This window comes from Nocardia sp. NPDC058499, from assembly GCF_042719915.1.
In the GTDB taxonomy this organism is placed as follows: Bacteria; Actinomycetota; Actinomycetes; order Mycobacteriales; family Mycobacteriaceae; genus Nocardia.
Genome location: NZ_JBHXMZ010000002.1, coordinates 486,163 through 511,160, shown reverse-complemented (window position 1 = coordinate 511,160; position 24,998 = coordinate 486,163). Strand labels below are relative to the sequence as shown.

The 24,998-nt window shown below is 66.8% G+C and carries 20 protein-coding genes, 1 tRNA gene and 2 riboswitches; of the genes, 15 read left to right on the top strand and 6 right to left on the bottom strand.

Translation table 11 applies throughout. The features are described from left to right. The first annotated feature begins 22 nt into the window (after positions 1 to 22). Together ACFWPH_RS07510 and pgm are read left to right on the top strand one after the other, a co-directional pair. A complete protein-coding gene (locus ACFWPH_RS07510; protein ID WP_378748761.1) occupies positions 23 to 382 on the top strand; it encodes a fluoride efflux transporter FluC in 360 nt (119 codons plus the stop codon). Between the two features lie 47 nt (positions 383 to 429). Further along, positions 430 to 2,067 carry a phosphoglucomutase (alpha-D-glucose-1,6-bisphosphate-dependent) gene (pgm, locus tag ACFWPH_RS07505; RefSeq protein ID WP_378748760.1) on the top strand — a complete coding sequence of 546 codons (1,638 nt, stop codon included), beginning with the start codon at positions 430 to 432 and terminating at the stop codon, positions 2,065 to 2,067. A gap of 30 nt (positions 2,068 to 2,097) precedes the next feature. Here the strand turns inward: pgm and ACFWPH_RS07500 are convergent, their stop codons facing one another. Next, positions 2,098 to 2,439: a hypothetical protein gene (locus ACFWPH_RS07500; protein ID WP_378748759.1), complete on the bottom strand. Its 342-nt coding sequence runs from the start codon at positions 2,437 to 2,439 to the stop codon at positions 2,098 to 2,100. A gap of 197 nt (positions 2,440 to 2,636) precedes the next feature. On the opposite strand from ACFWPH_RS07500, the gene ACFWPH_RS07495 reads away from it, so the two are divergent. The 4 genes from ACFWPH_RS07495 to ACFWPH_RS07480 all read left to right on the top strand — a co-directional run bounded on the left by ACFWPH_RS07495 (position 2,637) and on the right by ACFWPH_RS07480 (position 5,635). Continuing rightward, positions 2,637 to 3,947 (top strand): MFS transporter, encoded by a 1,311-nt coding sequence (locus ACFWPH_RS07495; protein ID WP_378749425.1) that lies wholly within the window; start codon positions 2,637 to 2,639, stop codon positions 3,945 to 3,947. 57 nt (positions 3,948 to 4,004) lie between these two features. Next, positions 4,005 to 4,739 (top strand): DsbA family protein, encoded by a 735-nt coding sequence (locus ACFWPH_RS07490; protein WP_378748758.1) that lies wholly within the window; start codon positions 4,005 to 4,007, stop codon positions 4,737 to 4,739. Between the two features lie 94 nt (positions 4,740 to 4,833). After that, positions 4,834 to 4,906, top strand: a tRNA-Ala gene (locus tag ACFWPH_RS07485). Positions 4,907 to 5,161: 255 nt separating this feature from the next. After that, positions 5,162 to 5,635: a DUF488 family protein gene (locus tag ACFWPH_RS07480; protein ID WP_378748757.1), complete on the top strand. Its 474-nt coding sequence runs from the start codon at positions 5,162 to 5,164 to the stop codon at positions 5,633 to 5,635. Here ACFWPH_RS07480 and ACFWPH_RS07475 read toward each other — a convergent pair. The 4 genes from ACFWPH_RS07475 to ACFWPH_RS07460 all read right to left on the bottom strand — a co-directional run bounded on the left by ACFWPH_RS07475 (position 5,632) and on the right by ACFWPH_RS07460 (position 9,140). Next, positions 5,632 to 6,420 (bottom strand): hypothetical protein, encoded by a 789-nt coding sequence (locus tag ACFWPH_RS07475; protein WP_378748756.1) that lies wholly within the window; start codon positions 6,418 to 6,420, stop codon positions 5,632 to 5,634. The genes ACFWPH_RS07480 and ACFWPH_RS07475 overlap by 4 nt on opposite strands. 305 nt (positions 6,421 to 6,725) lie before the next feature. Next, positions 6,726 to 7,247 (bottom strand): type II toxin-antitoxin system RelE/ParE family toxin, encoded by a 522-nt coding sequence (locus tag ACFWPH_RS07470; protein WP_378748755.1) that lies wholly within the window; start codon positions 7,245 to 7,247, stop codon positions 6,726 to 6,728. 4 nt (positions 7,248 to 7,251) lie between these two features. Then, the gene (locus ACFWPH_RS07465) at positions 7,252 to 7,560 is read right to left on the bottom strand and encodes a hypothetical protein (protein ID WP_378748754.1); all 309 of its coding nucleotides are present in this window, start codon (positions 7,558 to 7,560) and stop codon (positions 7,252 to 7,254) included. Between the two features lie 314 nt (positions 7,561 to 7,874). Then, positions 7,875 to 9,140 (bottom strand): cytochrome P450, encoded by a 1,266-nt coding sequence (locus ACFWPH_RS07460; protein ID WP_378748753.1) that lies wholly within the window; start codon positions 9,138 to 9,140, stop codon positions 7,875 to 7,877. A gap of 449 nt (positions 9,141 to 9,589) precedes the next feature. Then, positions 9,590 to 9,821: riboswitch (cobalamin riboswitch) on the top strand. Positions 9,822 to 10,175: 354 nt separating this feature from the next. Between ACFWPH_RS07460 and ACFWPH_RS07455 the strand changes: the two genes are divergently transcribed. The 5 genes from ACFWPH_RS07455 (at position 10,176) to ACFWPH_RS07435 (ending at position 18,885) form a co-directional block, all read left to right on the top strand. Beyond that, positions 10,176 to 11,603: a short-chain fatty acyl-CoA regulator family protein gene (locus ACFWPH_RS07455; protein WP_378748752.1), complete on the top strand. Its 1,428-nt coding sequence runs from the start codon at positions 10,176 to 10,178 to the stop codon at positions 11,601 to 11,603. Positions 11,604 to 11,793: 190 nt separating this feature from the next. Continuing rightward, the gene (gene prpD / locus ACFWPH_RS07450; RefSeq protein ID WP_378748751.1) at positions 11,794 to 13,296 is read left to right on the top strand and encodes a 2-methylcitrate dehydratase PrpD; all 1,503 of its coding nucleotides are present in this window, start codon (positions 11,794 to 11,796) and stop codon (positions 13,294 to 13,296) included. Then, on the top strand, positions 13,296 to 14,210 hold the full coding sequence (gene prpB / locus ACFWPH_RS07445) for a methylisocitrate lyase (protein ID WP_378748750.1): 915 nt from the start codon (positions 13,296 to 13,298) through the stop codon (positions 14,208 to 14,210). The genes prpD and prpB overlap by 1 nt, the downstream gene beginning before the upstream one ends. 17 nt (positions 14,211 to 14,227) lie before the next feature. Beyond that, on the top strand, positions 14,228 to 15,373 hold the full coding sequence (locus ACFWPH_RS07440) for a bifunctional 2-methylcitrate synthase/citrate synthase (RefSeq protein WP_378749423.1): 1,146 nt from the start codon (positions 14,228 to 14,230) through the stop codon (positions 15,371 to 15,373). Between the two features lie 107 nt (positions 15,374 to 15,480). Next, entirely contained in the window at positions 15,481 to 18,885 is a 3,405-nt protein-coding gene (locus ACFWPH_RS07435; protein ID WP_378748749.1) for a pyruvate carboxylase, read from the top strand. An 8-nt stretch (positions 18,886 to 18,893) separates the two neighbouring features. On the opposite strand, the gene ACFWPH_RS07430 is transcribed toward ACFWPH_RS07435, so the two are convergent. Further along, positions 18,894 to 19,553: a GntR family transcriptional regulator gene (locus ACFWPH_RS07430; RefSeq protein WP_378748748.1), complete on the bottom strand. Its 660-nt coding sequence runs from the start codon at positions 19,551 to 19,553 to the stop codon at positions 18,894 to 18,896. Between the two features lie 75 nt (positions 19,554 to 19,628). Here ACFWPH_RS07430 and ACFWPH_RS07425 point away from each other — a divergent pair, with 75 nt between their 5' ends. From ACFWPH_RS07425 to ACFWPH_RS07410, 4 genes are all read left to right on the top strand, one after another. Next, positions 19,629 to 20,999: an LLM class flavin-dependent oxidoreductase gene (locus ACFWPH_RS07425; RefSeq protein WP_378748747.1), complete on the top strand. Its 1,371-nt coding sequence runs from the start codon at positions 19,629 to 19,631 to the stop codon at positions 20,997 to 20,999. Positions 21,000 to 21,023: 24 nt separating this feature from the next. Then, complete coding sequence (locus ACFWPH_RS07420) at positions 21,024 to 22,208, top strand: CaiB/BaiF CoA transferase family protein (RefSeq protein ID WP_378749421.1); 1,185 nt, start codon at positions 21,024 to 21,026, stop codon at positions 22,206 to 22,208. A gap of 25 nt (positions 22,209 to 22,233) precedes the next feature. Then, entirely contained in the window at positions 22,234 to 23,151 is a 918-nt protein-coding gene (locus tag ACFWPH_RS07415; protein ID WP_378748746.1) for an HpcH/HpaI aldolase/citrate lyase family protein, read from the top strand. A 47-nt stretch (positions 23,152 to 23,198) separates the two neighbouring features. Next, a riboswitch (cobalamin riboswitch) is annotated at positions 23,199 to 23,380 on the top strand. 16 nt (positions 23,381 to 23,396) lie between these two features. Continuing rightward, positions 23,397 to 24,998, top strand: a complete 1,602-nt coding sequence (locus tag ACFWPH_RS07410) for an ABC transporter substrate-binding protein (protein WP_378748745.1) — start codon at positions 23,397 to 23,399, stop codon at positions 24,996 to 24,998.

The following is a 24,998-nucleotide window of genomic DNA, read 5'->3' as shown; positions in this document are numbered from 1 at the left end:
TGGGCACCGGCTGGAGTGGCCGGTGACCGCGGTCTGGGTGGTGCTGGGCGGAATGCTGGGTGCGCCCGCGCGTTATCTGCTCGATCGCCTCGTCACCGCGCATACCGATTCCCGGCTTCCGCTCGGCACGCTGGCGGTTAATATTGTGGGCTCGGCGCTGCTGGGTGCGTTGATCGGGTCGGGTGTGAGCGGCGCGGTGGCCGCGGCCGCGGGAATCGGATTCTGCGGTGCGTTCACCACCTTCAGCACGTTCGGCTACGAGACGGTCGGGCTCGCCACCGGTGGTGCCGCCGGGTACGCGTTCGGCAATATCGTGCTCAACACCGGGATCTGCCTCGGCGCGGTCTATCTCGGCGCTGCCGCCGTGGGACTGTTCGGATGATCACGATGACCAGCCGGGTACGGCCGACCACGAAGGGAGCTCCGAACATGGCGCACAACCGAGCCGGGCGGCCCGCCCGCCCCGGCGATCTGGTGGACGTGCCGGGGCTGGTGACCGCGTACTACAGTCGCGTTCCCGACCCCGCCGAACCCACTCAGCGGGTCGTCTTCGGAACCTCCGGGCACCGCGGTTCCAGCCTGGACGCCACGTTCAACGAGGCGCATATCCTGGCGATCACCCAGGCCGTCGTCGAATACCGTGCCACCCGCGGAATCACGGGGCCGGTGTATCTGGCCCGCGATACCCACGCCCTGTCCGAACCGGCGTGGACCACAGTGCTCGAAGTTCTCGCGGGCAACGATATCGGCGCCGTGGTGGATTCCCGTGGCCGCTACACCCCGACGCCCGCACTCAGCCACGCGGTGGTCCGGCACAACCGCGACAGTTCCCGTCCACAAGCCGACGGCATCGTCGTGACCCCGTCCCACAACCCCCCGCGCGACGGCGGTATCAAATACAACCCACCCCACGGCGGCCCGGCCGATACCGGCGCCACCGACGCCATCGCCGAACGCGCCAACGAACTGCTGCGTGGCGGCCTGGCCGGGGTGAAACGGGCCGCGCTGACGCAGGCGATGGCCGCCGCGGGCCGCTACGACTTCCTCGACCACTACGTCGCCGATCTGCCCGCGGTACTCAACCTCGACGCCATCCGCGGCGCCGGAATCCGGCTCGGCGCCGACCCGATGGGCGGTGCCAGCGTGGACTACTGGGAAGAGATCGGGCAGCGCTACGACCTCGAGCTCGAGGTCGTGAACCCGACGGTCGACCCCACCTGGCGGTTCATGACGCTCGACGGCGACGGCCAGATCCGGATGGACCCCTCGTCCCCGCATGCGATGGCGTCGCTGGTGTCGATCCGCGACGACTACGACATCTCCACCGGTAACGACGCCGACGCCGACCGGCACGGGATCGTCACACCCGACGGTGGCCTGATGAACCCGAACCATTTCCTCGCCGTCGCGATCGACTACCTGGTGGCGAACCGGCACCGTTGGGATGCGCTCACCAAGATCGGCAAGACCGCGGTGACCTCGGCGATGATCGACCGGGTCGTGCGGGTGCTGGGACGTGACGTCTACGAGGTGCCGGTCGGGTTCAAATGGTTCGTACCCGGCCTGTTCAGCGGCAGTCTCGCCTTCGGCGGTGAGGAGAGCGCCGGCGCCTCCTTCCTGCGGATGGACGGATCCGTGTGGACCACGGAAAAAGACGGCATCCTGCTTGCGCTGCTGGCCGCCGAGATCGCCGCCGTCACCGGACAGAGCCCCTCGGCCCGCTACCTCGAACTGGAACGCAACCACGGCAGTCCCGCCTACGCCCGCATCGACGCCCCCGCCGACGCCGAACAGAAGAAGCTGCTGTCCGCTCTCGACCCCGGTCAAGTGACCGCCACCGAGATCGCGGGCGAACCGATCACCGAGGTCGCCACCAAGGCCCGCGGTAACGGTGCCGCGCTCGGCGGCCTCAAGGTGAGCACGGAAAACGCCTGGTTCGCGGCCCGCCCGTCGGGCACGGAGAGCAAATACAAGATCTATGCGGAGTCCTTCCACGGACCTGACCACCTGGGACAGGTCCAGGAGGCGGCGCGGGAGCTTGTCGGGCGAGTGCTGGCGGCAGACTGAAAGACGAAGATCCGGCCCGGTTCCTCCCTCTCATGCGGCGTCGAGGGCTGCGGTGATCTTGCGGGTCATATCGGCCACAACCGGGCTCGGCCCGCCCTTCTGCGGCCGGGTAGCTGTCTCGACAGCTACGAGAACCGTGCTTCGAAAATTGTCCGCCTCCGCTGCGTCCTGCTGCTTCAACAGCAGCATGGCCGCCGTAAGGGCAGGCAACACCTGGTCCGCGAGTTCGGCGACGTTCTTGCTCTTCAGCGCGATCTCCTTCGCTGTGACTGCGGCCAGTACGTGTCCGACCTGGCCGGTTGCCGAGCCCAGCGCGATCGAGCCACTGGTGGCGGCCTGTGCGGTGAGCTCATGCCGGGGCAGCGAATTCACTTGCCGGCTGCGGCCGGGGAATTGTGACGGCTACCTCGGTGTTGGTTGCCTGGGTGAGTGGTGAGGCCGTAGCGAACGATCGATCCGGTTCCCAGAGTGCGAAGGAGCCGGTTGGGTCGAACGCCGTGGGGCGACCCTCTATTCTGGGGCGCTTCCGCCGGCGCGGCCATCGGGTTGGAAAGGCGGACAGGCCGCCGCTGCCCAGCGAGATCTGGGTCCTCATCGCCGCCGCGTTCTGTGTGGCGATCGGGTTCGGCCTGGTCTCGCCGGTGCTGCCGCAGTTCGCGCTGAGCTTCGGGGTCGGGGTGGCCGCCGCGTCCGCGATCGTCAGCGCGTTCGCCGCTATGCGGCTGCTGTTCGCGCCGGTCAGCGGGCGGCTGGTGCAGATGCTGGGGGAGCGGCGGATCTATCTGGTGGGGCTGCTCATCGTCGCGCTCTCGACCGGCGCGAGTGCCTTCGCCCAGACCTACTGGCAGCTGATGGTGCTGCGTTCGCTGGGCGGAATCGGATCGACCATGTTCACCGTCTCCTCGATGGCGCTGGTGATCCGGCTGTCCCCGCCCACCGAACGCGGCCGGGTCACCGGGCTGTGGTCGACGTGTTTCCTGATCGGCGGACTGTCCGGCCCGCTGGTCGGTGGGGCGCTGGCCGGGTTCGGCCTGCGCGCGCCGTTCCTGATCTACGCGGTCGCGCTGCTGGCCGCCGTGGCGGTGGTGTACTTCAACCTGCGGGACTCGCGGATCACCGAAACCGAATCGGCCGCCGACGCCGCCACCGTGAGTTTCGTGCAAGGTCTGGCCCGGCCCGAATATCGTGCGGCGCTGTGGTCCAACTTCGCCAACGGCGCCGCGGTGTTCGGTGTCCGGATGGCACTCGTCCCCTTGCTGGTGGTGGAAGTCCTCGGCCAACCGTCCGGTATGGCCGGGGTGGCGCTGACCGTTTTCGCCGCCGGTAACGCGACCGTCCTGTTCTTCTCGGGCCGGCTCTCCGACACCTACGGCCGGCGCCCCCTGCTGATCTCCGGGGCCCTGGTGTGCGCGATCGGCACCACCGGTCTCGGTCTGTCCCCGAACCTGGTGTGGCTGCTGGTCACCTCGTTCGTCGCCGGTGTCGGGTCAGGCCTGTTCACCCCCGCCCAGCAGGCCGCCGTCGGCGATATCATCGGCTCCCGGGCGCGCGGCGGCACCATGCTCGCCGGATTCCAGATGTCCCAGGACCTGGGTACCGTCCTCGGCCCCATCGTGGTCGGCGCCATCGCCCAGCAGCTGGGCTACGGTGCCGGGCTCGCAGCCACCGGTTCACTGCTGGCCGTGGCCGCTATTGCCTGGTTCATGGTTCCGGAGCCGATGAAACGTGCGAGCCTCGAGCCCGAACCGGAGTCGGCCGGGACGGCCGAAGGTCCGGAGCCGACAGTGGTGAAGCCTGCCGGAGACGCACACAACGCCACCTCCGCCCGGATGGGAGACGCCGACTACACCGGACACGATGCCGCGAACTCGAAGCACTGAGCCCCCGCACCACCGGGTGCGCGTGACCGATTCGCCCGGATACGGCAGAGTGGTCGCGTGAGCAAACCGCCGTCCGATTACACCCCCCGGCCGATGTCCAACGGAACCACCTACGCCCTGGGTGGGGTGGCCCTGGCGCTGATCGCGCTGATCGTCTTCTTCGCCTTCCGCTGGGGGACCGGCGACGCCGAGGTGCGCAACGACGGCTACGGATCGGTCCGCAACACCGCGGTCACGGCCGCGGTGCAGAGCGACGGCGGCGTGCGCCTCGGCCTACCCGAAGCTCCGAAAACACTCGAAATCTACGAAGACCCCATGTGCCCCGGCTGCGGCAGCCTCGAACGTCTCTACGGCCAGGAAATCGCCCAGAAAATCGACGACGGCAAACTCGCTGTCCGCTATCGCTTCGTGAACTTCCTCGACCCCAAATCCGACAGCGGCGACTACTCCACCCGCGCCACCGCCGCCCTGCAATGCGTCGCGGAGACCGGCTCCGGCGTCACCTACTCGAAGTTCCACGACGCCCTCCTCACCACCCGGCAGCCGGAGGAAGGATCCGGCCTCACCGACGACGAGCTCGCGACCATCGCCACCGAATCCGGCGCGCCCCAGCCCGCTCGCGACTGCATCACCACCGGCGCCCGCACCGACCAGGCGCGACAGCAGGCCACCGCGGCCGTCGAAGACCTGAAGACCGCCCTCGACGGCGACGCCGCCACCCCCAGTGTGTTCGACGTCGCAACCAAGCTCGACACCCAGAACCAGGAATGGGTCCAGCAGGTCGCCCCCTGACCTCGCCGTTCACCCGGAATCCAGCCGATTTGGTGCCTGACGTGGAGGTGGTGTAACTTCGTTCAGGCAGCCGGGGAACCGGCGGCAACCATCCGGGGCTATGGCGCAGCTGGTAGCGCACCACACTGGCAGTGTGGGGGTCAGGGGTTCGAGTCCCCTTAGCTCCACTTGAATCCCCAGGTCAGGCTCGGTTTAGAACCGGGCCTGACCTGTTTTATTTTGACCACCCCCGGTTTGGCCCCGAGACGGTGTGACTATGGTTCTGCCGTCGTCCTGCCAGTGAGACAGTGTGATCCGATCCGGGGTATGGCCGGGATCGGGGGGTCGTTGTAGCAACTCGGACTGAGTTGTTGTCGTGAATCGGCCGCGCACGTTCGGGGCCATCGCGCTACATCGCAGTAGTTGGTGCACCATAGGACCCTATGGGAGCCCCTGACACTGCCGCCGAGTGCGACGCCGCCGAAGGAACCCTGGTCAGCATCGGCTACGAGGGGAAAACCATCGACGATCTCGTCGCCCAGCTCGTCGAACGAGGCGTCCAGGTGCTCGTCGATGTACGTCTGACTCCGCTGAGCCGCAAACCTGGGTTGTCGAAGACGAAGCTTGCCGAGGCTCTTGCCGCGGTGGGCATCGGTTACGTCCACCATCGGGCGCTCGGCAATCCGAAGAGCAATCGGGACGGTTTCCGAGCCGGTGAGGCGGAATCCCGCGCCCGCTATCACGACGTACTCGATAGTGCCGCTGCGACTGACGCTCTTGCGCACGTGTGCGAGCTTCTCGATGGTGGTGTGGTGGCGCTGCTGTGCTTCGAGCACGACCATGCCGAGTGCCATCGAGACATGGTGGTGCGTCGACTCCTTGAAGCCCGGCCCAAGGCCGCAGTGGTACATGTCTAGAACAAGGCGAGTTCGGTCTTGGGGTACCAGACCCCGAGGACGGAGAAGGACCGGCGGTGCTGGTTCTGGTTGCCGACGTAGAAGTGGACATCGCGGTCAGGTGAGAGCATTGTGTCGCGCCACTTCCCGAGAAGCATCTCCTGCGCCCGGCGGGCACCATGGGACTTCAGCCAGCGTCGGCCGGCCTGCCCCGCCTCCCAGTCGAGCACTTTCTGGTCGTGGCCGCGGCACTTCGACGACTCGCAGCGGTATTTATATCGCACAGCGAATGGTGCGGGTTCCAGCGGTCTGAGTGAGGTGTCGAATAGGTCCGGAGCCGACGACTTGTCGATCTTCGCCTGCTCCGCTGCGGACCAGGGTTCTCCGGTGACGACGCTGACGTCGATGTCGGTCGGTTTGATGAGTCCGAGCGACGGTGACGGGGTGCCCATACCGCCGATAGGGTTTTGTGCGAGGAGCCCGCACATGGTGGCGGCGCCGATTAGACCGTCGAGGTTCATCCTGCGTCGCTGCCAATTGCTGCTCGTGTCCAGCAGCTCTACGTGTTCCAGCTCATTCTGGCGTGGGCGGAACGACTCGGGCCGGTGGTCGTTGGGTTGTCTGTATGTGCCGTTGAGGCGCAGGATCTCGTACTTTTTGAACTGTTTGTCGAAGTCCTCGTTGCGGAACTTCACCGGGTAGAGACGGATCCACTCGGGACGCTCCCGATCGAGCCTGACGCCCGCCACGCAGACGGTCTCACCGTATGTGTCGCTCGGGTTCGGGTAGGTCTTGACGGTGATCATGACCTTTACGGTCTCATCCCCGGCGCGAGGTTGCCCGAGGCCCATCGAGCCTGTGGCGCTTGGTAATTCGCTGGCCCCCATTAATCAAGCGTAACCGGGAACTCGACTCGAAACGGCCGAAACCGATGGCCTCCGTCGTGGTATCCGGACCGCGGATCTGGCCAAGGCCAACCCTCCACCGATTCCGGTCCTGGTGAACAGGATCATTGCACTCACCCCGCGGTTACCAGCGGTTCCGCCGCTGCCCTCCTGTCCCCTGTTCGGCGTCGAAGTGCCAGGCCCTGCCCGGTGTGGGAAGTTCGCGTCTACTGCGCCGGTCGCGAGGTGTATTCGGCCCAACGATCGACGGCTTGTTCGAGCCCGAGGGCTGCCACCTCGGCCGGAGCCATACCCACCGTATGGATCAGACGCTGCGCGAGCCAATCGGGGACGGGTTCACGCACTGGTTCCGATGGGATGCCGAATGGCTCGAGGTGGTGGCCGAGCCTGGCGACCACCTCGCCGAGCTTGCTGAACTCTGGTAGCCGGGCGGCCGACGCGACGATGCGAGCCGTCGCTTCCGCATAGACCTCGGAGTCGGCACGGGCACCGATTGCCCAGATCTCACAGATCTCGACGGTTTGGTCGTCGATGCTCCGGTACACGATCCGCCAGGTGTTGCGACCGACGACGAGCTTGCGGAACCCGGTCAGATCACCGCCGAGTGGATAGCCGGCATGTGGTGAATCCAATAGTAGGAGAACTTTTTTCAGGACCTTGGGTACGGCGTCAGGGCCGAGCTTGCGGAGGTCGTCGATCGCCGCGTCGGTGAAGTAGATGTCGACCATCGACCTACTCGTCGTCCTCGATTTCGGCGAGCGATTCCCGGGTATGACCGAACGCGCCGAGCACCTCGTCGAGAGAGGTCCGGCTCCCGGTGTCGGTCGCGGCCCTGGCCAGAACCAGGGCGAGGTCACGCAGGTCGGATTCCGCGCGGTCCAGTTCGGCGAGCCGATCCATGCTCACCATGGCGGCAACCGGCTTGCGATGGCGAGTTACCACCAGATCGGTGCCGCTCTCGGCGTCCGCCACCATCCCGGCGACGCCCCGTTGCGCGGCATCGGAAACGCTGAGTTCATGGGGGTTATGTAGCAGCGACATACTGTAACTGTACAGAAATCTAGATATATTTTCCGTACGACGACGATCTCCAGCCCTGGAAACGGTTGGGTAGTTCCCAGATGCCGCCCATGAAGTCGTTGCCGCCGGCGGCGCAGCAGGAGGACGCGTCCGTCGTGAGTTCACCCTCTCAGGTGGTTTCATCGCGTCCTGCAGCGCCGCCGGCGGCACATGACGAACCGAGCTGATCGAGAGCACGTCATCGCAGCGACTTTGCGCAGCAGCGAGGTTTCGCCCGCCTGGCGGCCTTCCTTCCTGGAATCAGGTGCGAGGGGACGTCGCCGTGACGACCGAGGTCAGACCAGCAAAGCGAAGCGGTCCGCGTCAGCGCTGGATGCGGGATGCGATTCAGTGGGTGCGGCCAGTCGAACCGGCAGGCTGGTCAGGCCATGAATCAGGAGGCTTTTCCGCCACGTCAGATCACTGAATTCCCCGTCGAGCGATATCTCCGGGAACTTGGCCAGCAGTCGCGAGATCGCGGTGGTGGCCTCCAGGCGGGCCAGGGCGGCACCGAGACAGTGATGGATGCCGTGCCCGAAGGCGATATGCCGGGTCTCGGGTCGTTCGAGGTCGATCCGGTCCGGGTCGGCGAAGCGCGCCGGGTCGCGGTTGGCGGCGGCGAGCGAGATCAGGATGAATTCGCCCGCGTCGATATCCTTACCGCCCAACGTGATCGGGGCGGTGGTGTAGCGAGCCGTTGCCACGTGCAACGACCCGTGGCAGCGCAGGATCTCCTCGAGGTAGGCGGGTATCGCTTCGTGGTCGGTGCGCAACCGCTCGGCCAGTGCCGGATCGCGTAGCAGCTCCAGTACCGAGTTGCCGATGAGGTTGACGGTGGTCTCATGCCCGGCTATCAGCAGGAGTAGCAGCATGGCGATGAGTTCGTGATCGTCGAGGCGGTCTTCGTGGTCTTTCGCGATGATCAGTTGGGAGAGCAGGTCGTCGCGGGGGTCGTCGGTGCGTTCGGCGATCAAGTTGGTCAGGTAGGTGAAGAAGCTGACCCCGGCGGTGGCGCGTTCCTCGAGGGTGGCCGAGTCGTTGACGACGACGGCGGTCCACGAGCGGAAATCTTCCTTGTCCTCGTCGGGGACTCCGAGCAGTTCACAGATCACCGCCGTCGGCAGCTGGAACGCGTAGCTGTCGATGAGGTCGACGGTCGTTCGCGCGCTGATCTCCTCGAGCAGGGTGTCGGCGATCGAGGTGATTCTCGGCTGGAGATCGCGGATGGCGGGACCGGCGAATGCCTTGGCGACGAGGCGGCGTAGCCGGGTGTGCTGGGGCGGGTCGGCGAACAGCATGTTGTCGCTGATGGCGGTGTTGAACATCTCGGCTGCACCGTTTTTGGCCAGCACAGCCTGCCCCTCGGGCGACCCGATGCGTTTGCTGATGGTCGGCTCCGCGAAGGCCTGTTTGGCTACGTCGTGATCGACGATCAGCCAGCCGAGCACACCGTCCAATCGAATTCGGTGCAGGGGACCGCGTTCACGCAGCGCCCGGTAGGTCGCATGCGGATCCTGGTAGAAGTCGTCTGTCAGCTCGAGGATTTCCATCGCGCCGGTCACCGCCGGCCCTCGGGCGAAAAGGTGGCATAGCTCGAATCCATGTAGTGCACAGTCCCTCAGTCCTTTCGGCGAACGATCTGACTTGCGCGCGATGCCGTCCGGAACGAGTAGTCGATCAGAAGTGCATCAGCGAGAGGTCGAGCAGTTTCGATCGGGTGAACAAGTGAGGCCCGCTAACGGATTAGCCGTGGTCGCTGTCCAGTAAACCTGCAACTACGTGACGCGGTCAGGTGCGAGTTCGCGGTGCGAGACGGCGTATGGCCGTGGATGGAGCGGAACCCGCTGACCAGATCCACAGCATTCGTCTCGCACCTGCGGAGACGGACATGATGAGGCTCGAGGGGCCGCCGGCCGCCCCGATACCGGCGCCCGCCGGTCCGGGTTTCTGGGGGCGGGCATATTCTGGCGAGCGCAGCTGGTCCGCCGTGCGCTGTTGCGATGGTGTGCGGCGTCGAAGCCCGCCGGTCGGCGTCGTGCGATGTCGAGTGGCCGGGTGAGAGGGAACCCGGTGGGAATCCGGGACTGTCCCGCAGCGGTGAGCGGGAACGACCGCCGTTATAGAGCACTGGGTTGTGTGCCCTGGGAAGCGACGGCGTAGTACAGCTCGGGGTCGATCCCGAGTCGGCCGAACGAGGTCGATGCCCGTGAGTCCGAAGACCTGCCGGTTGCGCCGGGTACGCCGTGCCCGGCGGCCGTCGCCTCGCGGATCGGGCGCTACGCCGATACCGGCGCATCCGGGAGAGTTCCTGGACGCGTAGTCGTCGTGCGCGCATGAACGGGCGAGGGCCGTTCATTGCGGACGACAGGTGTGCATCATGTCATCACTTTCGGGGTTCCCGGGGCCGCCGGGCTGCGGTCGCCGTGGGCGATCGGCACGGTCTCGCCGCTCGGCCGCCCGCCGCCCGGTGCGCTGCCGGGCTGGGTTCGGTGCCGGTCGGAGTAGTGCCCACGGCCCATCGCATCGGGTGCGATCCCAGCAGGTTCGGTCGGTGTGCCCGATTGCCGGCTCGAATATTGTGGGAAGGGGGTCGGCCGGTGGAGAAGATGTATGCGGGTGCTCGGTTGCGGGTGTTGCGTGATCAGCGGGGGCTTTCGCAGTCCGGGCTGGCCAAGGCACTCGGGTTGTCGCTGAGTTATGTCAATCAACTGGAGAATGATCAGCGGCCGCTGACGGTGCCGGTGTTGATGCGGTTGTCATCGACCTTTGATCTGGAGGTGGGCTTCTTCGCGCCGGAGACCGATGCGCGGCTGCTGGCGGATCTGCAGGAAGCGTTTACCGAGGACCCGGAAGCCGGCTCGGTGAGCGGTGGTGAACTCGACGACCTTGTTTCGCGGGCGCCGGCGGCGGCGCGGTTGCTGATCAGTCAGCATCGTCGGTTGCGTGTTGCCAACGGCCAGCTCGAGCAGCTGACCGCCGGGCTCGAATCGCCGGTGGCCGACCCACGGACAGCGATGCCCTACGAGGATGTTCGTGATTTCTTCTATGACCGCCGTAATCACATCCCGGCCTTGGACGCTGCCGCCGAGAGCCTGTTCGCGCGGCGCGGGTTCACACTCGGTGGACTGGATCTGCAACTGGCCCACCTTCTGCACGACGAACACGATGTGAAGGTCCTGATCCGCTCGGAAGACCCGGTCAGGCCCGGACCCAAACGCCTCTACGATCCGGAGAAACGCACACTTACCCTCGCACGTCGCCTGACCGCCGGGCAGCGTGCGTTCCAATTGGCCACGCAGCTTGCGTTTCTCACCCAGCCCGGGGTGATCGAGGATCTGCTTGCCGAGACCGCTGCATTGCCGGCGGAATCGCGTCGGTTGCTGCGGATCGGGCTGGCCAATTACTTCGCGGGTGCGTTGATCTTGCCCTACGGATTGTTCCTGAGTGCGGCCGAGGCGTTGCACTACGACATCGATCTGCTCGCTGCGCAGTTCGAGGTCGGTTTCGAAACGGTATGTCACCGGTTGTCGACGTTGCAGCGGCGTGGGCAGCGTGGTGTGCCGTTCTTCTTCGTCCGCACCGATCGGGCGGGCAATATCTCGAAACGGCAGTCCGCTACCGCGTTCCATTTCTCCCGGGCCGGAGGCAGCTGCCCGCTGTGGGTGGTACACGATGCGTTCGCGACGCCGGGCCGGATACGCACGCAGATCGCGGAGATGCCGGACGGGCGCACCTATCTGTGGTTGGCGCGGACCACAGGCGAGAGCAGCCCGGGCTATCTGGCGCCGTCGCGAGACTTCGCTGTCGGACTCGGATGTGACCTCGCCTACGCCGACAAACTCGTGTATTCGCACGGGCTCCCGCTCCACGATACGGCCGCCGCTGTTCCGATCGGAGCCGGCTGCCGGGTATGCGAACGTACGGCGTGCCCGCAACGCGCGTTCCCGCAAATCGGACGACCGCTCGCCGCCGACGAGAACCGACCGGCGACCACCCCGTACGCGCCCGCGGCGGCGGATAGCTGAAGTTGCCCGCATCGGGGCGGTCGGGTCGGCCCCCGGCGGCTTCCACCGGGCCGCCGGGTTCTTCACAAACTCCACAACTTTGCAGGTCGGGCTCCACAAAATACGCTTTTGCGACGGATTCCCGCAGCTCGGTCGTGTCAGTAGCGTGCGAATCGAAGCGAATCGCATCGATCCCTGGAGGCCGAAGACTGTGAAGAATCATCTCGTCCGTACCCATCGTTCCGCGGAGCATTTCCCCCGCGAGCAGCATCTGGCATGGCAGATCGCGGAGGTTGCGACGGATCCGGTGGCAGTTGCCCCGGAAACCGAGGAGATGATCGTCAACCGGATCATCGACAACGCGGCGGTTGCGGCGGCGTCGGTGACGCGGCGCCCGGTCGCCAACGCGCGCGCCCAGGCGCTCGCACATCCGTACGGTCCCGGCGCGACGGTGTTCGGCGTGGACGGCCGGTTCTCTCCCGAGTGGGCGGCCTGGGCCAACGGTGTCGCCGTCCGTGAACTCGATTTTCACGACACCTTTCTGGCTGCCGAATACTCGCATCCGGGCGATAACATCCCGTCGATTCTCGCGGTCGCCCAGCACGCCGGCCGCTCCGGCCGCGAGCTGATCCGCGGCCTGGCCACCGGCTACGAAATCCAGGTCGATCTGGTCCGGTCCGTCTGCCTGCACGAGCACAAGATCGACCATGTCGCTCATCTCGGGCCGTCCGCGGCCGCCGGTATCGGCACCCTGCTGGCCCTGGACACCGAGACCATCTACCAGGCCATCGGTCAGGCTCTGCACACCACCACCGCGACCCGGCAGTCCCGCAAGGGCGAGATCTCGAGCTGGAAGGCCTACGCACCGGCGTTCGCCGGGAAGATGGCCGTGGAGGCCGTCGACCGGGCGCTGCGTGGCGAGGGCGCACCGTCGCCGATCTGGGAAGGTGAGGACGGGGTGATCGCCTGGTTGCTGGGCGGTCCGCAGGCCGAGTACTCGGTGCCGCTGCCCGGTCCGGGGGAGGCCAAGCGCGCGATCCTCGACACCTACACCAAGGAGCATTCGGCCGAATACCAGAGCCAGGCGCCGATCGACCTGGCCCGGCGGCTGCGCGGCCGGATCGGCGATCTGGAACAGATCGCGTCGATCGTGCTGCACACCAGCCACCACACCCACGTGGTCATCGGTACCGGTTCGAACGATCCGCAGAAGTTCGACCCCACGGCCTCACGCGAAACCCTCGACCACTCGGTGATGTACATCTTCGCCGTTGCCTTGCAGGACGGCACCTGGCATCACGAACACTCCTACGCTCCGGAGCGCGCGCAGCGTCCGGACACCGTGGAATTGTGGCGCAAGATCTCCACCGCCGAGGATCCGGAGTGGACCCGCCGCTACCACTCGACCGACCCGGCGGAGAAGGCATTCGGCGCCCGCGCCGAGGTCACCTTGAAGAGCGGTGAGGTGATCGTGGACGAACTCGCCGTCGCCGACGCCCACCCGCTGGGCGCCCGTCCCTTCGCCCGCGACCAGTACATCGCCAAGTTCCGCACCCTCGCCGAGGGAGTCGTCGAGCCCGCCGAGCAGGACCGCTTTCTCGAGGTGGTCCAGCGCGCGGGTGAGCTGTCCGCGGGTGAGTTGCCGGAGCTCACCTTCACCGTCTCGCCGGATGTGCTCGCCCGCGCGCCCCGTTCCCCGAAGGGACTGTTCTGATGACCGGTCTGCTCGCCGCGTCCACCGCGGCCGCCGATAAACGCGCGGCCTTCCGCGCCGGCCTCGAATCCGGTCGTATTCAGCGGTTCCCCGGCGCGTTCAACCCGCTGGTCGCCACATTGATCCAGGAGATCGGTTTCGAAGGGGTCTACGTCTCCGGCGCGGTGCTCGCCGCCGACCTGGGGCTGCCCGATATCGGGCTGACCACGCTCTCGGAGGTGTCCGGGCGTGGGCACCAGATTGCCCGGGTCACCGACCTGCCGGTGCTGATCGATGCCGACACCGGATTCGGTGAGCCGATGAGCGCCGCACGTACGGTGACGGTGCTCGAGGACGCCGGGATCGCCGGCTGCCACCTCGAGGACCAGGTCAACCCCAAGCGGTGCGGTCACCTCGACGGCAAAGCCGTGGTGCCGGTCGACGAGATGGTGCGGCGGCTGCGGGCGGCGGTCTCGGCCCGTCGCGATCCGAACTTCGTGATCTGCGCGCGGACCGATGCGGCGGGTATCGAAGGTATCGATGCGGCCATCGATCGGGCCGAGGCCTATGCCGGCGCGGGCGCGGACCTCATTTTCACCGAAGCGCTGCACACGGCCGGTGATTTCGAGAAGTTCCGTGCCGCGGTCTCCACGCCGCTGCTGGCGAATATGACCGAATTCGGCAAATCTGAGCTTCTTTCGGCGGCGACGCTGGAAAAGATCGGCTACAACGCCGTTATCTACCCGGTCTCGACCCTGCGCCTGGCGATGTACGCGGCGGAGACGGGGCTGCGCGAAATATACGCGGAGGGCACGCAATCCGGTCTGCTGGATCGGATGCAGCACCGCAGCCGCCTCTACGAGTTGCTGCAGTACGAGCGCTACAACGAATTCGATTCGGATATCTTCAATTTCACTCTGGGGAGGAACCAGTGACGAATCCGGCTGTGGTGATAGATCCGTCGAAGAGTGCAGGTCCGTCATCCGCGATCCCGACCATCTATAAAGGTTTGGCAGGCGTAGTCGTCGACACCACGGCGATCTCGAAAGTGGTGCCGGAAACCAATTCGCTGACCTACCGTGGTTACGCTGTCCAGGATCTGGCTGCCAATTGCAGTTTCGAACAGGTCGCCTACCTGTTGTGGTACGGCGAGCTTCCCGGCGACGCCGAACTCGAGCGGTTCCAGCAGCAGGAGCGGGCCTCGCGGCGGGTCGACCGTTCGCTGCTGTCGCTGGTGGCGAAGATGCCCGATACCTGCCACCCGATGGATGTGGTGCGCACCGCGATCAGCTATCTCGGCGCGGAAGACGCTACCGAGGAAGACAACTCGGTCGAGGCGAACCGTGCCAAGGCGCTGCGGATGTTCGCGGTGCTGCCGACCATTGTCGCGGCGGATCACCGCCGCCGCCGCGATCTGGACCCGATCGCCCCGCATTCCCATATGGGCTACGCGGAGAACTTCCTGAACATGTGCTTCGGCAAGGTGCCGGCACCGGAGCTGGTGAAGGCGTTCGAGGTATCGCTGATCCTCTACGCCGAGCACAGCTTCAATGCCTCCACCTTCGCCGCGCGAGTGGTCACCTCGACGCTGTCGGATATCTACAGCGCCGTCACCGCCGCCATCGGGGCACTCAAGGGCCCGCTGCACGGCGGTGCCAACGAGGCCGTGATGCATCACATGCTGGAGATCGGCGAGCCCGGCCTGGCCGAAGAGTGGCTGCGCAGCAAGCTGGCCGCGAGGGAAAAGGTTATGGGCTTCGGCCACCGGGTCTACAAGCGCGGTGACTCCCGGGTCCCCACTATGAAGCAGGCCTTCCTGGACATCGCCGCTGTCACCGACGGGCAGCAGTGGGTACGGATGTACGAGATCCTGGAAAAGACGATGGACGACGCCACCGGGATCAAGCCGAATCTCGATTTCCCCACGGGTCCGGCCTATTACCTGCTCGGTTTCGATATCGAGGTATTCACGCCGATCTTCGTGATGAGCCGGATCACCGGCTGGACCGCCCACATCATCGAGCAGAGTGAAGCGAACGCGTTGATCCGGCCGCTGAGCGAATACGTCGGCGTACCGCAGCGCCCGGTCGTGGCCTGACGCTTCGGCATCCCGCTCATCGACGGCTCGCACTCCGAGTGCGGGCCGTCGATTCCGTTCCCCCGGCGCGCCCACCTCTGCGCCCTGATCCGACGAGGTCGACCGATATGTTCTCCAAGATCCTGGTTGCCAACCGCGGTGAGATCGCGATCCGCGCGTTCCGCGCCGCCTACGAACTCGGGACCGGTACGGTCGCGGTATTTCCCTATGAGGACCGCAATTCCCCGCATCGGCACAAGGCCGACGAGTCCTATCAGATCGGAGAACAGGGGCATCCGGTCCGCGCGTACCTGTCGGTGGACGAGGTCGTCGGCACCGCGATCGCCGCCGGTGCCGATGCGATCTATCCCGGATACGGCTTTCTCTCGGAGAACCCCCGGCTGGCGGCGGCGTGCGCCGACGCCGGGATCACCTTCATCGGCCCCTCCGCCGAGGTGCTCGAGCTGACGGGTAACAAGGCGCGGGCAGTGGCGGCCGCGCGTGCCGCCGGGTTACCGGTTTTGCAGTCCAGCCCGCCGTCGGCCGACGTCGAGGAGCTGCTCGCGGCCGCCGGGCACTTGGAGTTCCCGGTCTTCGTCAAGGCGGTCGCCGGTGGTGGCGGCCGCGGTATGCGCCGAGTACAGGCCCGCGAACAGTTGCGGGAGTCGATCGAGGCGGCCTCGCGGGAAGCCGAATCCGCGTTCGGCGACCCCACGGTCTTCCTGGAGCAGGCGGTGGTGAACCCACGCCATATCGAGGTACAGATCCTGGCCGATACCCAGGGCAATGTGATGCACCTGTTCGAGCGCGACTGTTCGGTGCAGCGGCGACACCAGAAGGTGATCGAACTCGCGCCCGCCCCGAACCTGCCCGCCGGACTACGCGAACGGATCTGCGCCGATGCCGTCGCCCTCGCCCGCGCGATCGGATACAGCTGCGCCGGAACCGTGGAGTTCCTGCTGGATGAACGCGGTAACCACGTTTTCATCGAGATGAATCCGCGCATCCAGGTCGAGCACACGGTGACCGAGGAGATCACCGATGTCGATCTGGTGCAGTCGCAGTTGCGGATCGCGGCCGGTGAATCGCTCGCCGATCTCGGGCTGAGTCAGGAGACGGTCCGGATCCGCGGTGCGGCGTTGCAATGCCGGATCACCACCGAGGATCCGGCCAATGGATTTCGCCCGGATACCGGTCGTATCACCGCGTACCGGAGTCCAGGTGGTGCGGGCGTCCGCCTGGACGGTGGTGCGCACGTCGGTGCCGAGATCGGCGCGTACTTCGACTCGATGCTGGTGAAACTGACGTGCCGCGGAGGCGATTTCGATACCGCTGTGGCCCGCGCCCGCCGGGCGGTCGCAGAGTTCCGGATCCGCGGGCTGGCGACGAATATCCCTTTCCTGCAGGCGGTTCTCGACGATCCGGCGTTCCGCGCCGGGCTGGTGACGACGAGATTCATCGAAGAGCGCCCGCACCTGCTCACCACCCGAGCCTCCGCCGACCGCGCCACTCGCATCCTCGAGTACCTGGCCGATGTGACGGTCAACAAACCGTACGGGGCGCGGCCCACGGCGGTGTATCCGCACGACAAACTGCCGGCGATCGACCTGGCGGTGGCGCCGCCGGCGGGATCGCGGCAGAAGCTGCTGCGCCTGGGGCCCGGCGGGTTCGCCGCGGCGCTGCGGGAACAGAAAGCCGTCGGCGTCACCGACACCACCTTCCGTGACGCGCACCAGTCCCTGCTCGCCACCCGCGTCCGCACCGACGGACTGGTGACGGCGGCCGGGCATATCGCCCGGATGACTCCGGAACTGCTGTCGGTGGAATGCTGGGGTGGCGCGACCTACGATGTGGCGCTGCGCTTCCTCTACGAGGATCCGTGGGAACGGCTGGCGGCGCTGCGCGAAGCGATCCCCAATATCTGCCTGCAGATGCTGCTGCGTGGCCGCAACACCGTCGGCTACACGCCGTACCCGGAGAAGGTGACCCGGGCCTTCGTCGCCGAAGCCACCGAGACCGGCATCGATATCTTCCGTATCTTCGACGCGCTCAACAATATCGACCAGATGCGCCCGGCCATCGACGCCGTCCGCGAAACCGGCACGGCCGTGGCCGAGGTCGCACTGTCCTACACCGGCGATCTGACGAGCCCGGGTGAGGATCTCTACACTCTCGACTACTACCTGCGCCTCGCCGAGCAGATCGTCGAGGCCGGGGCCCATGTGCTGGCCGTCAAGGATATGGCCGGTCTGCTCCGCGCCCCGGCCGCGGTGAAACTGGTGACCGCCCTGCGCTCGAATTTCGATCTGCCGGTCCACGTCCACACCCATGACACTCCCGGCGGTCAGCTGGCAACCTACCTCGCCGCGTGGCAGGCCGGCGCGGACGCCGTCGACGGTGCCTCGGCGGCACTGGCCGGTACCACCAGCCAGCCCGCCCTCTCGGCCATCGTGGCCGCCGCCGCGCGCACCGAATTCGACACCGGCCTCGACCTGCGGGCCGTCTGCGAACTCGAACCGTACTGGGAAGCGCTGCGCAAGGTTTACGCCCCGTTCGAATCCGGGCTCCCGGCGCCGACCGGCCGCGTCTACACCCACGAAATCCCCGGCGGTCAGCTGTCGAATCTGCGGCAGCAGGCCATCGCCCTCGGACTGGGTGACAGGTTCGAAGAGGTCGAGGCCACCTATGCCGCCGCCGATCGGATGCTGGGCCGGCTGATCAAGGTGACCCCTTCGTCGAAGGTCGTGGGGGATCTGGCGCTCGCTCTGGTGGGTTCGGGTGTGAACGCCGAATCGTTCGCCGCCGATCCAGCACGTTACGACATCCCGGATTCGGTGATCGGTTTCCTGCGCGGTGAACTCGGCACACCGGCCGGTGGCTGGCCCGAACCGTTCCGGTCCCGCGCGCTGGAAGGCCGCAGTGCCGCGAAACCGGAGGTCGCGCTCACCGAAGCAGATGAGAAAGCGCTCGACGGTGATTCGGCCGAACGCCGCGCCCGCCTGAGCCGGCTGCTGTTCCCCGGTCCCACCGGCGAATTCCTGGCACACCGGGACACCTACGGCGATACGTCGGGCCTTTCGGCCAACCAGTTCTTCTACGGCCTTCGCTACGGTGAGGAACACCGAGTCCAGCTGGAGAAAGGCGTCACCCTGCTCATCGGGCTCGAGGCCGTTTCCGAACCCGACGAACGCGGTATGCGCACGGTCATGTGCATTCTCAATGGACAGTTGCGCCCGATTGCGGTGCGCGACCGTTCCGTAGCCGGTGCGGTGAAGGCCGCGGCGAAGGCCGACCGCAACGACCCGGGGCACGTGGCGGCTCCCTTCGCCGGTGTCGTCACCCTGTCGGTGGACGAAGGCGATACCGTCACCGCCGGTGACACGCTCGGGACCATCGAGGCCATGAAAATGGAAGCGGCAATCACCGCGCCGCGGGCCGGAACGATAGCCCGGGTCGCGATCGGAACCGTCGCCCAGGTCGACGGGGGAGACCTGCTCGTCGAACTCCGATCGCCGGAAGCAGCCGCGCAATGACCTCTCGGTCAGCCCTGTCGCTCCTGTTTCCGGTGCTCGAGCCAGTCGGCCAGGAAGTGCCCGGCGGCCAGGACATGTCGCTCGGCGATGGCCCGGGCCGCGCCGGTATCCCGTGCTTCGAGTGCGTCGAGTAGTTCGTCGTGCTCGTGCAGCGAGTGCTTCTCGTGCTCAGGGAACAGGCGCAGGAAGTTCGACGGCACCACCCGCGCCGCCTGTTTGATCTGAGTGAGCAGCCGGGGCGAGTGGGCGGCGTGGTGGATGGCCTGGTGAAATCTCCAGTTCGCCTCACCGATTCCGTCGCCGCCGGCATGGTCGGCCACCGCCTGAGCCAGTTCGCGTAGCCGCACCAGTTCCTCGCCGGCGATACGCTCGGCCGCCCATGCCGCGGCCTGGCCGGTGAGTACGCCGAGCAGGACGAAACTGTCGCGCACATCGTCGCCGCTGATCCCGATCACCGTGATACCGCTCCGGGGCGCCACTCGCACGAGACCTTCGAAGGACAGCTCGAGCAGCGCCTCGCGTACCGGCGTGCGGCTGGTGGCGAACTCCTCGGTGATGGCGTCCAGGTCGACCCGCGAACCGGCGGGCAGCGCACCCGTGAGAATGCGGTCGCGCAGTTCACGTGCGGCACGTTCGCGCACGGTGCCGGAAATGTCGACAGCTGTCATCCGCCGAGCTTATCAGCACCTGGAATACCGCATCTGACCGTTGATACCTGATATATCAGATGTTACATTCGGTGCATGGCGGCGAAACGAGACGACCGGATGTCACTGGTCGCGTTCATGCAGGCGGGCAGTACATCGGTGTACTCGGGTTCCTGGCGGCATCCGAACACCGAACACGGCTACCTGGACGCGTCCTACTACGCGAAGGTCGGCAGGCAGTTGGAAGAAGGCTGTTTCGACCTGATGTTCTTCGATGACCGGCTGGCGATGCCCGGGATCTACGGTGGTTCGGTCGCCGAAGCGGTGCGCACCGGCGCCCGTCCGGTGAAGCTGGATCTCAGTGTGGTGCTCGGGGTGCTGGCGCAGGCCACATCCAAGATCGGTCTCGGCGCCACCTACTCCACCACCTACTACGCGCCGTTCCATGTGGCGCGCACCTTCGCCACGCTGGACCACCTGTCCGGCGGCCGGGCGGCCTGGAATGTGGTCACCTCGGTCAACGACAGCGAAGCGCAGAACTTCGGCCTCGAAGCGCATCTCGGCCACGAAGAGCGCTACGACCGTGCCGACGAATTCCTGGATGTGGTGGCAGGACTGTGGGATACCTGGGAACACGGCGCGCTGCAGCACGACCGGGTGGCCGGGTATTTCGCCGATCCCGCGAAAGTGCACGAACTCGGGCACACGGGCCGCTGGTTCTCCGCGCGCGGACCGCTGACAGTACCGCGGCCACCCCAGGGCCGGCCGGTGGTCATGCAGGCCGGGTCCTCCGGCCGGGGTCGCGAGTTCGCCTCGCGCTGGGCCGAGTTGATCTTCACCGGGGATCCCGGCCTGGAGGTGGCGCGCGGCCACTACGCCGACCAGAAGGCCCGCATCGATGCGGCGGGCCGGGACCCGAGGTCGGTGAAGATATGCCCGATGGCCTACGCGGTGGTCGGCGAGTCGGAGCAGCACGCCAAGGAACGCGAGGCCATGCTGCTCGACGATCTCGTGGACCCCATGGCCTCGCTGACGCTGCTCTCCGAGCTGACCAACTACGATTTCGCCCGGCACGGCCTCGACGACCAGGTGACCGACGAGGTGATCGCCTCGATCTCCGGTATCCGCGGGCTCGTGGAGAACATGCGCGCCCACCTCGGCCGCCCGGTCACGGTGCGGGATCTGGCCGGGCACCGGGCCACGCTCCTGCAGGGGCCGCGTTTCGTCGGCACCGGACCGCAGGTGGCCGAGCAGATGGCGGAATGGTTCCACGGCGAGGCGTGTGACGGCTTCGTACTGGCCGCTACCCATATGCCGGGCGCGTTCGAGGACGTGGTCCGGATGGTGGTGCCGCATCTGCAGCGGGCCGGCCTGTTCCGCACCGCTTACGAGGGGAACACGCTGCGCGAACACCTGGGTTTGGCCGTTCCCGCGTCCACGCGCGCTGCCGCCGGATCGAGCGTGTAGATGAGCGGCACCGCAAGCGGTTCCCTGCTACAGGGGATCCGCGTCCTGGACATGGCCACACTGGCGGCCGCACCGCTGGCGGCCACCTATCTCGGCGAATTCGGCGCCGAGGTGATCAAGGTCGAGCAGCCGGATTCGGGCGACCCGATCCGCGCATGGGGTAATCAGCGCGACGGAATCGGCCTCATGTGGAAATCGGTATCCCGCAACAAGAAATCGGTCACGCTGAACCTGAGAGCGCCCGAGGGGCAGGAACTGTTGCGCCGGCTCGCGGCGCAGGCCGATGTGGTGATCGCCAATACCCGGGCGCACACCCTGCGCCGCTGGGGGTTGGACTACGCGAGTCTGTCCGCGGTGAACGATCGCCTGATCATGCTGCATATCACCGGGTTCGGGCTCAGCGGGCCGAAGAGTGAACGTCCCGGGTTCGGGACGCTGGGTGAGGCGATGAGCGGTTTCGCGCATCTCACCGGGGAGGCGGACGGCCCGCCGACCCTGCCGCCGTTCATGCTTGCCGACGGTGTGGCCTCGCTGAACGCCGCCTACGCCGTGGTCATGGCGCTCTACCATCGCGATGTACACGGCGGCCCGGGACAGCTGATCGATATCAACCTGGTCGACCCGCTGGCCCGGCTGCTGGAACAAACCCTGCTCGGCTACGACCAGCTCGGTCTCGTGCCCGCACGGGCCGGAAATCGCTGGGATATCTCGGCACCCCGCAACACCTACCGCACCAGCGACGGCCGCTGGCTGGCCATGTCCGGCAGCTCACCCGCGCTCGCGCTGCGGGTATTCCGTGCCATCGGCCGTGACGACCTGGTCACCGACGCCGATTTCGCCGATCCGCAACGGCGGCTGTCCCGTGCGGCGGAGGTGGACGAGGTGGTGGCGGCGTGGGTCTCGGAACACACTCTCGCCGAGGCGATGTCGGTATTCGATGCCGCCGAGGTGGCCGCCGCCCCGGTCTACGATATCGCCGACCTGGTCGGCGACGAACAGATGCGGCATCGCGGTGTCTTCGTACCCGTCGGCGACGACGAACTGGGCACGATGACCGTCCAGGCGCCGGTGCCCCGGTTCTCCGGCGCGACAGGCCGGCTGGACCACCTGGGGCCGCGCCTCGGTCAGCACAACAGTGAGGTCTACCGCGACATCCTCGGCCTGACCGACCCCGAACTGGACGATCTGCGCGCCCGCGGCGTGCTGTGAACCACCCCGGAAAGAAGGATTTTCGATGACCTCTGTGCTGCGCCGCTCCGAACTGGCGCTCCCGGCCTGCAACGACCATATGTTCGGCAAAGCGCTCGCCAGCGGCGCCGACCTCGTATTCCTGGACCTCGAGGATGCCACACCGGAAAGCCTCAAGGAGGAATCCCGGGAGAAGGCGATCGGCGCCCTGAACGACCTCGATTGGGGCCGCACGGTCCGGGCCGTACGGATCAACGGACTCGACACCCAGTGGTGCCACGACGACATCATCGAGGTGGTGACTCGCGCCGGTAACCGGTTGGACACCATCGTCGTCCCCAAAGCCTGCACCGCCCGGGATGTGTGGTGGGTCGATCTGCTGCTCACCCAGCTGGAAACCAAACTCGGCCTCGACCGCAGAATCCGCCTCGAGGTGCTGATCGAAGAGGTCGAAGGCCTGGCCAATGCCGAGGAGATCGCGAAGGCGAGTTCGCGAGTGGACGCGCTGATCTTCGGTGTGGGCGATTTCTCGCTTTCCCAGGGAGCCCGGGTGGACACGAACTTCGAACCGCTCGGCGACTACCCCGGCGATTTCTGGCACTACGCCCGCGCGAAGGTCATCGTCGCGGCCCGGATCGCGGGCATCGTCGCGATCGACGCGCCGTTCCCGGACTACGGCAACACCGAGGGTTACGAACGCGACGCCCGCCGCGCATCACTGCTCGGCTACACCGGGAAGTGGGCGATCCACCCGGTACAGGTGCCGATCGCGAACACCGTCTATTCACCGACCGCCGGGGAAATCGCGCTGGCCGAACGCAATATCGCCGCATACCGCGACGCCGAGGCGGCGGGACGCGGTGCGGTGGGGGTCGACGGAGTGCTGGTCGATGCGGCGCATGTGAAGATGGCGCAGGCCACGCTGGCCCGCGCAGCGCTGATCGAGGGTTCGCCCGCGAGATGACGAGGGCGGGGGCCGCGCACCGTTCTCGCTGCCCGGATCCGCCGAGTAGAACGCATTCCCGGTAACGTCCTCCGTGGAGCAGGGAACACCGGTGCGAATCCGGGGCTGTCCCGCAACTGTCACCGAGGAGCGATCCGCCATCAGTAGCCACGACCTACCCGGGTCGGAAGGCAGGCGGGGATGCGTCGATCCGGGAGCCAGGACACCTGCGCCACGGTATCGGGTGACACCCCACGAGGATGGCGATGAACAACTCCACAACCGGTCGGACAGTGCTCGGCCGCCGACGACTGCTGGCAACCGGCGCGGGTCTGCTCGGACTGACCGCTCTGGGCGGCGCCGGGCTGCTCACGGGCTGTGGTACAGCGGACGGGCCGTCCGGGCCGCCGTCCGGCCCACCGCAATCGGGCGGCCGGCTGCGGTCGTTGATCGCGGGGCGGTCCGCGACCTCCGATGTGCTGGACCCGCACGAGGCGGGGAGTTCGGCCGGCGGGGCGGTATCGAAAAATGTCTGGGACAAGCTGGTCGCCTACAACAACGATCTCACCCTGCGGTACCGCCTGGCCCGGTCCTTGGAACCGAACGCCGACGGCAGCGTCTGGCGGATCAGTCTGCGACCCGGGGTGGTGTTCAGCGACGGAAGTCCGCTGACCTCCCGCGATGTGCTGTGGAGTTTCGAGCGGATGCTCGACCCGGCGCGGGCCTCGTCCGGTGACCTGGCAATGGTCGATATGGCGCGGACCAAGGCGGACGGCGAACTCGACGTGCTGGTCGCCATGAAAACACCGATCGCCGACTTCGGATCGGTGCTCGCGGGGTGGTACTGCTATGTCGTCAAGGACGGCACCACGGAGTTCGACCAGCGCACCCTGCCCGTGGGTACCGGGCCGTTCGCGCTGGTCGCCTGGTCGCCGGGCGACCGCACGCTACTGCGCCGCAACGACCGCCACTGGGACGGCCCGGCGCTGCTGGACGAGGTCGAGATCGTCCAGATCGCCGAAACCGAAGCCCGGATGAACGCCTTTCTCTCCGGTGAGGGCGACGTGGTGCACGAGATGAGCTACCTGCAGGCTCGCAACCTGGAGAACGACCCGGCCGCGACGGTATACGTACCGCCCGAGGGGCTGATGGGGTGTTTCCAGATGCGCACCGATCTGGCGCCGTTCGACGATGTGCGGGTGCGGCAGGCGATGCGGCTGGCCGTGGACCGGCAGGCGATGGTCGATGCCGTCTACTACGGGTACGGCGAGGTCGGCAACGATATCTATGGCAAGGGAGCGCCGTACTACAACGACACCCTGCCGCAGCGCAGCTACGACCCGCAGCGTGCCCGGGACCTGCTGCGGGCCGCGGGGAAGGAAAACCTCGAGGTCGCGCTGGTGACCGCCGACGGTATGCCGGGCATGGTGGAATCGGCCACCCTCTACGCCGAACAGGCGAAGGCCGCGGGCATCACCATCCGGCTCGAATCCGCGCCCGCCGATACCTACTTCTCCCAGGTCTCCGGTAAACGCGCGCTCACGCATGTGGGGTGGTGGAACTACAGCCTGGACTATTTCTACGGCCAGACCGGAACCAGTACCTCACCGAGCAACGGCACCGCATGGCGGCGGCCCGCCTGGGATGCGAAATTCGCCCGGGCCCGGGCCGCCATGAATCCCGAGCGGCGCCGCGAACTGTACTTCGAACTCCAGGACGAGCTGTGGCGGGAAGGCGGGCTCATCCTGCACAGCTTCGCCAAACGGCCCGACGCCGCCCGCAACACCGTCGGAGGGATGCGCGCCGGCGTTCCGGGTACCGACGACTGGGCGAACTACGCCACCACCTGGATGACTCCGCAGGCCTGA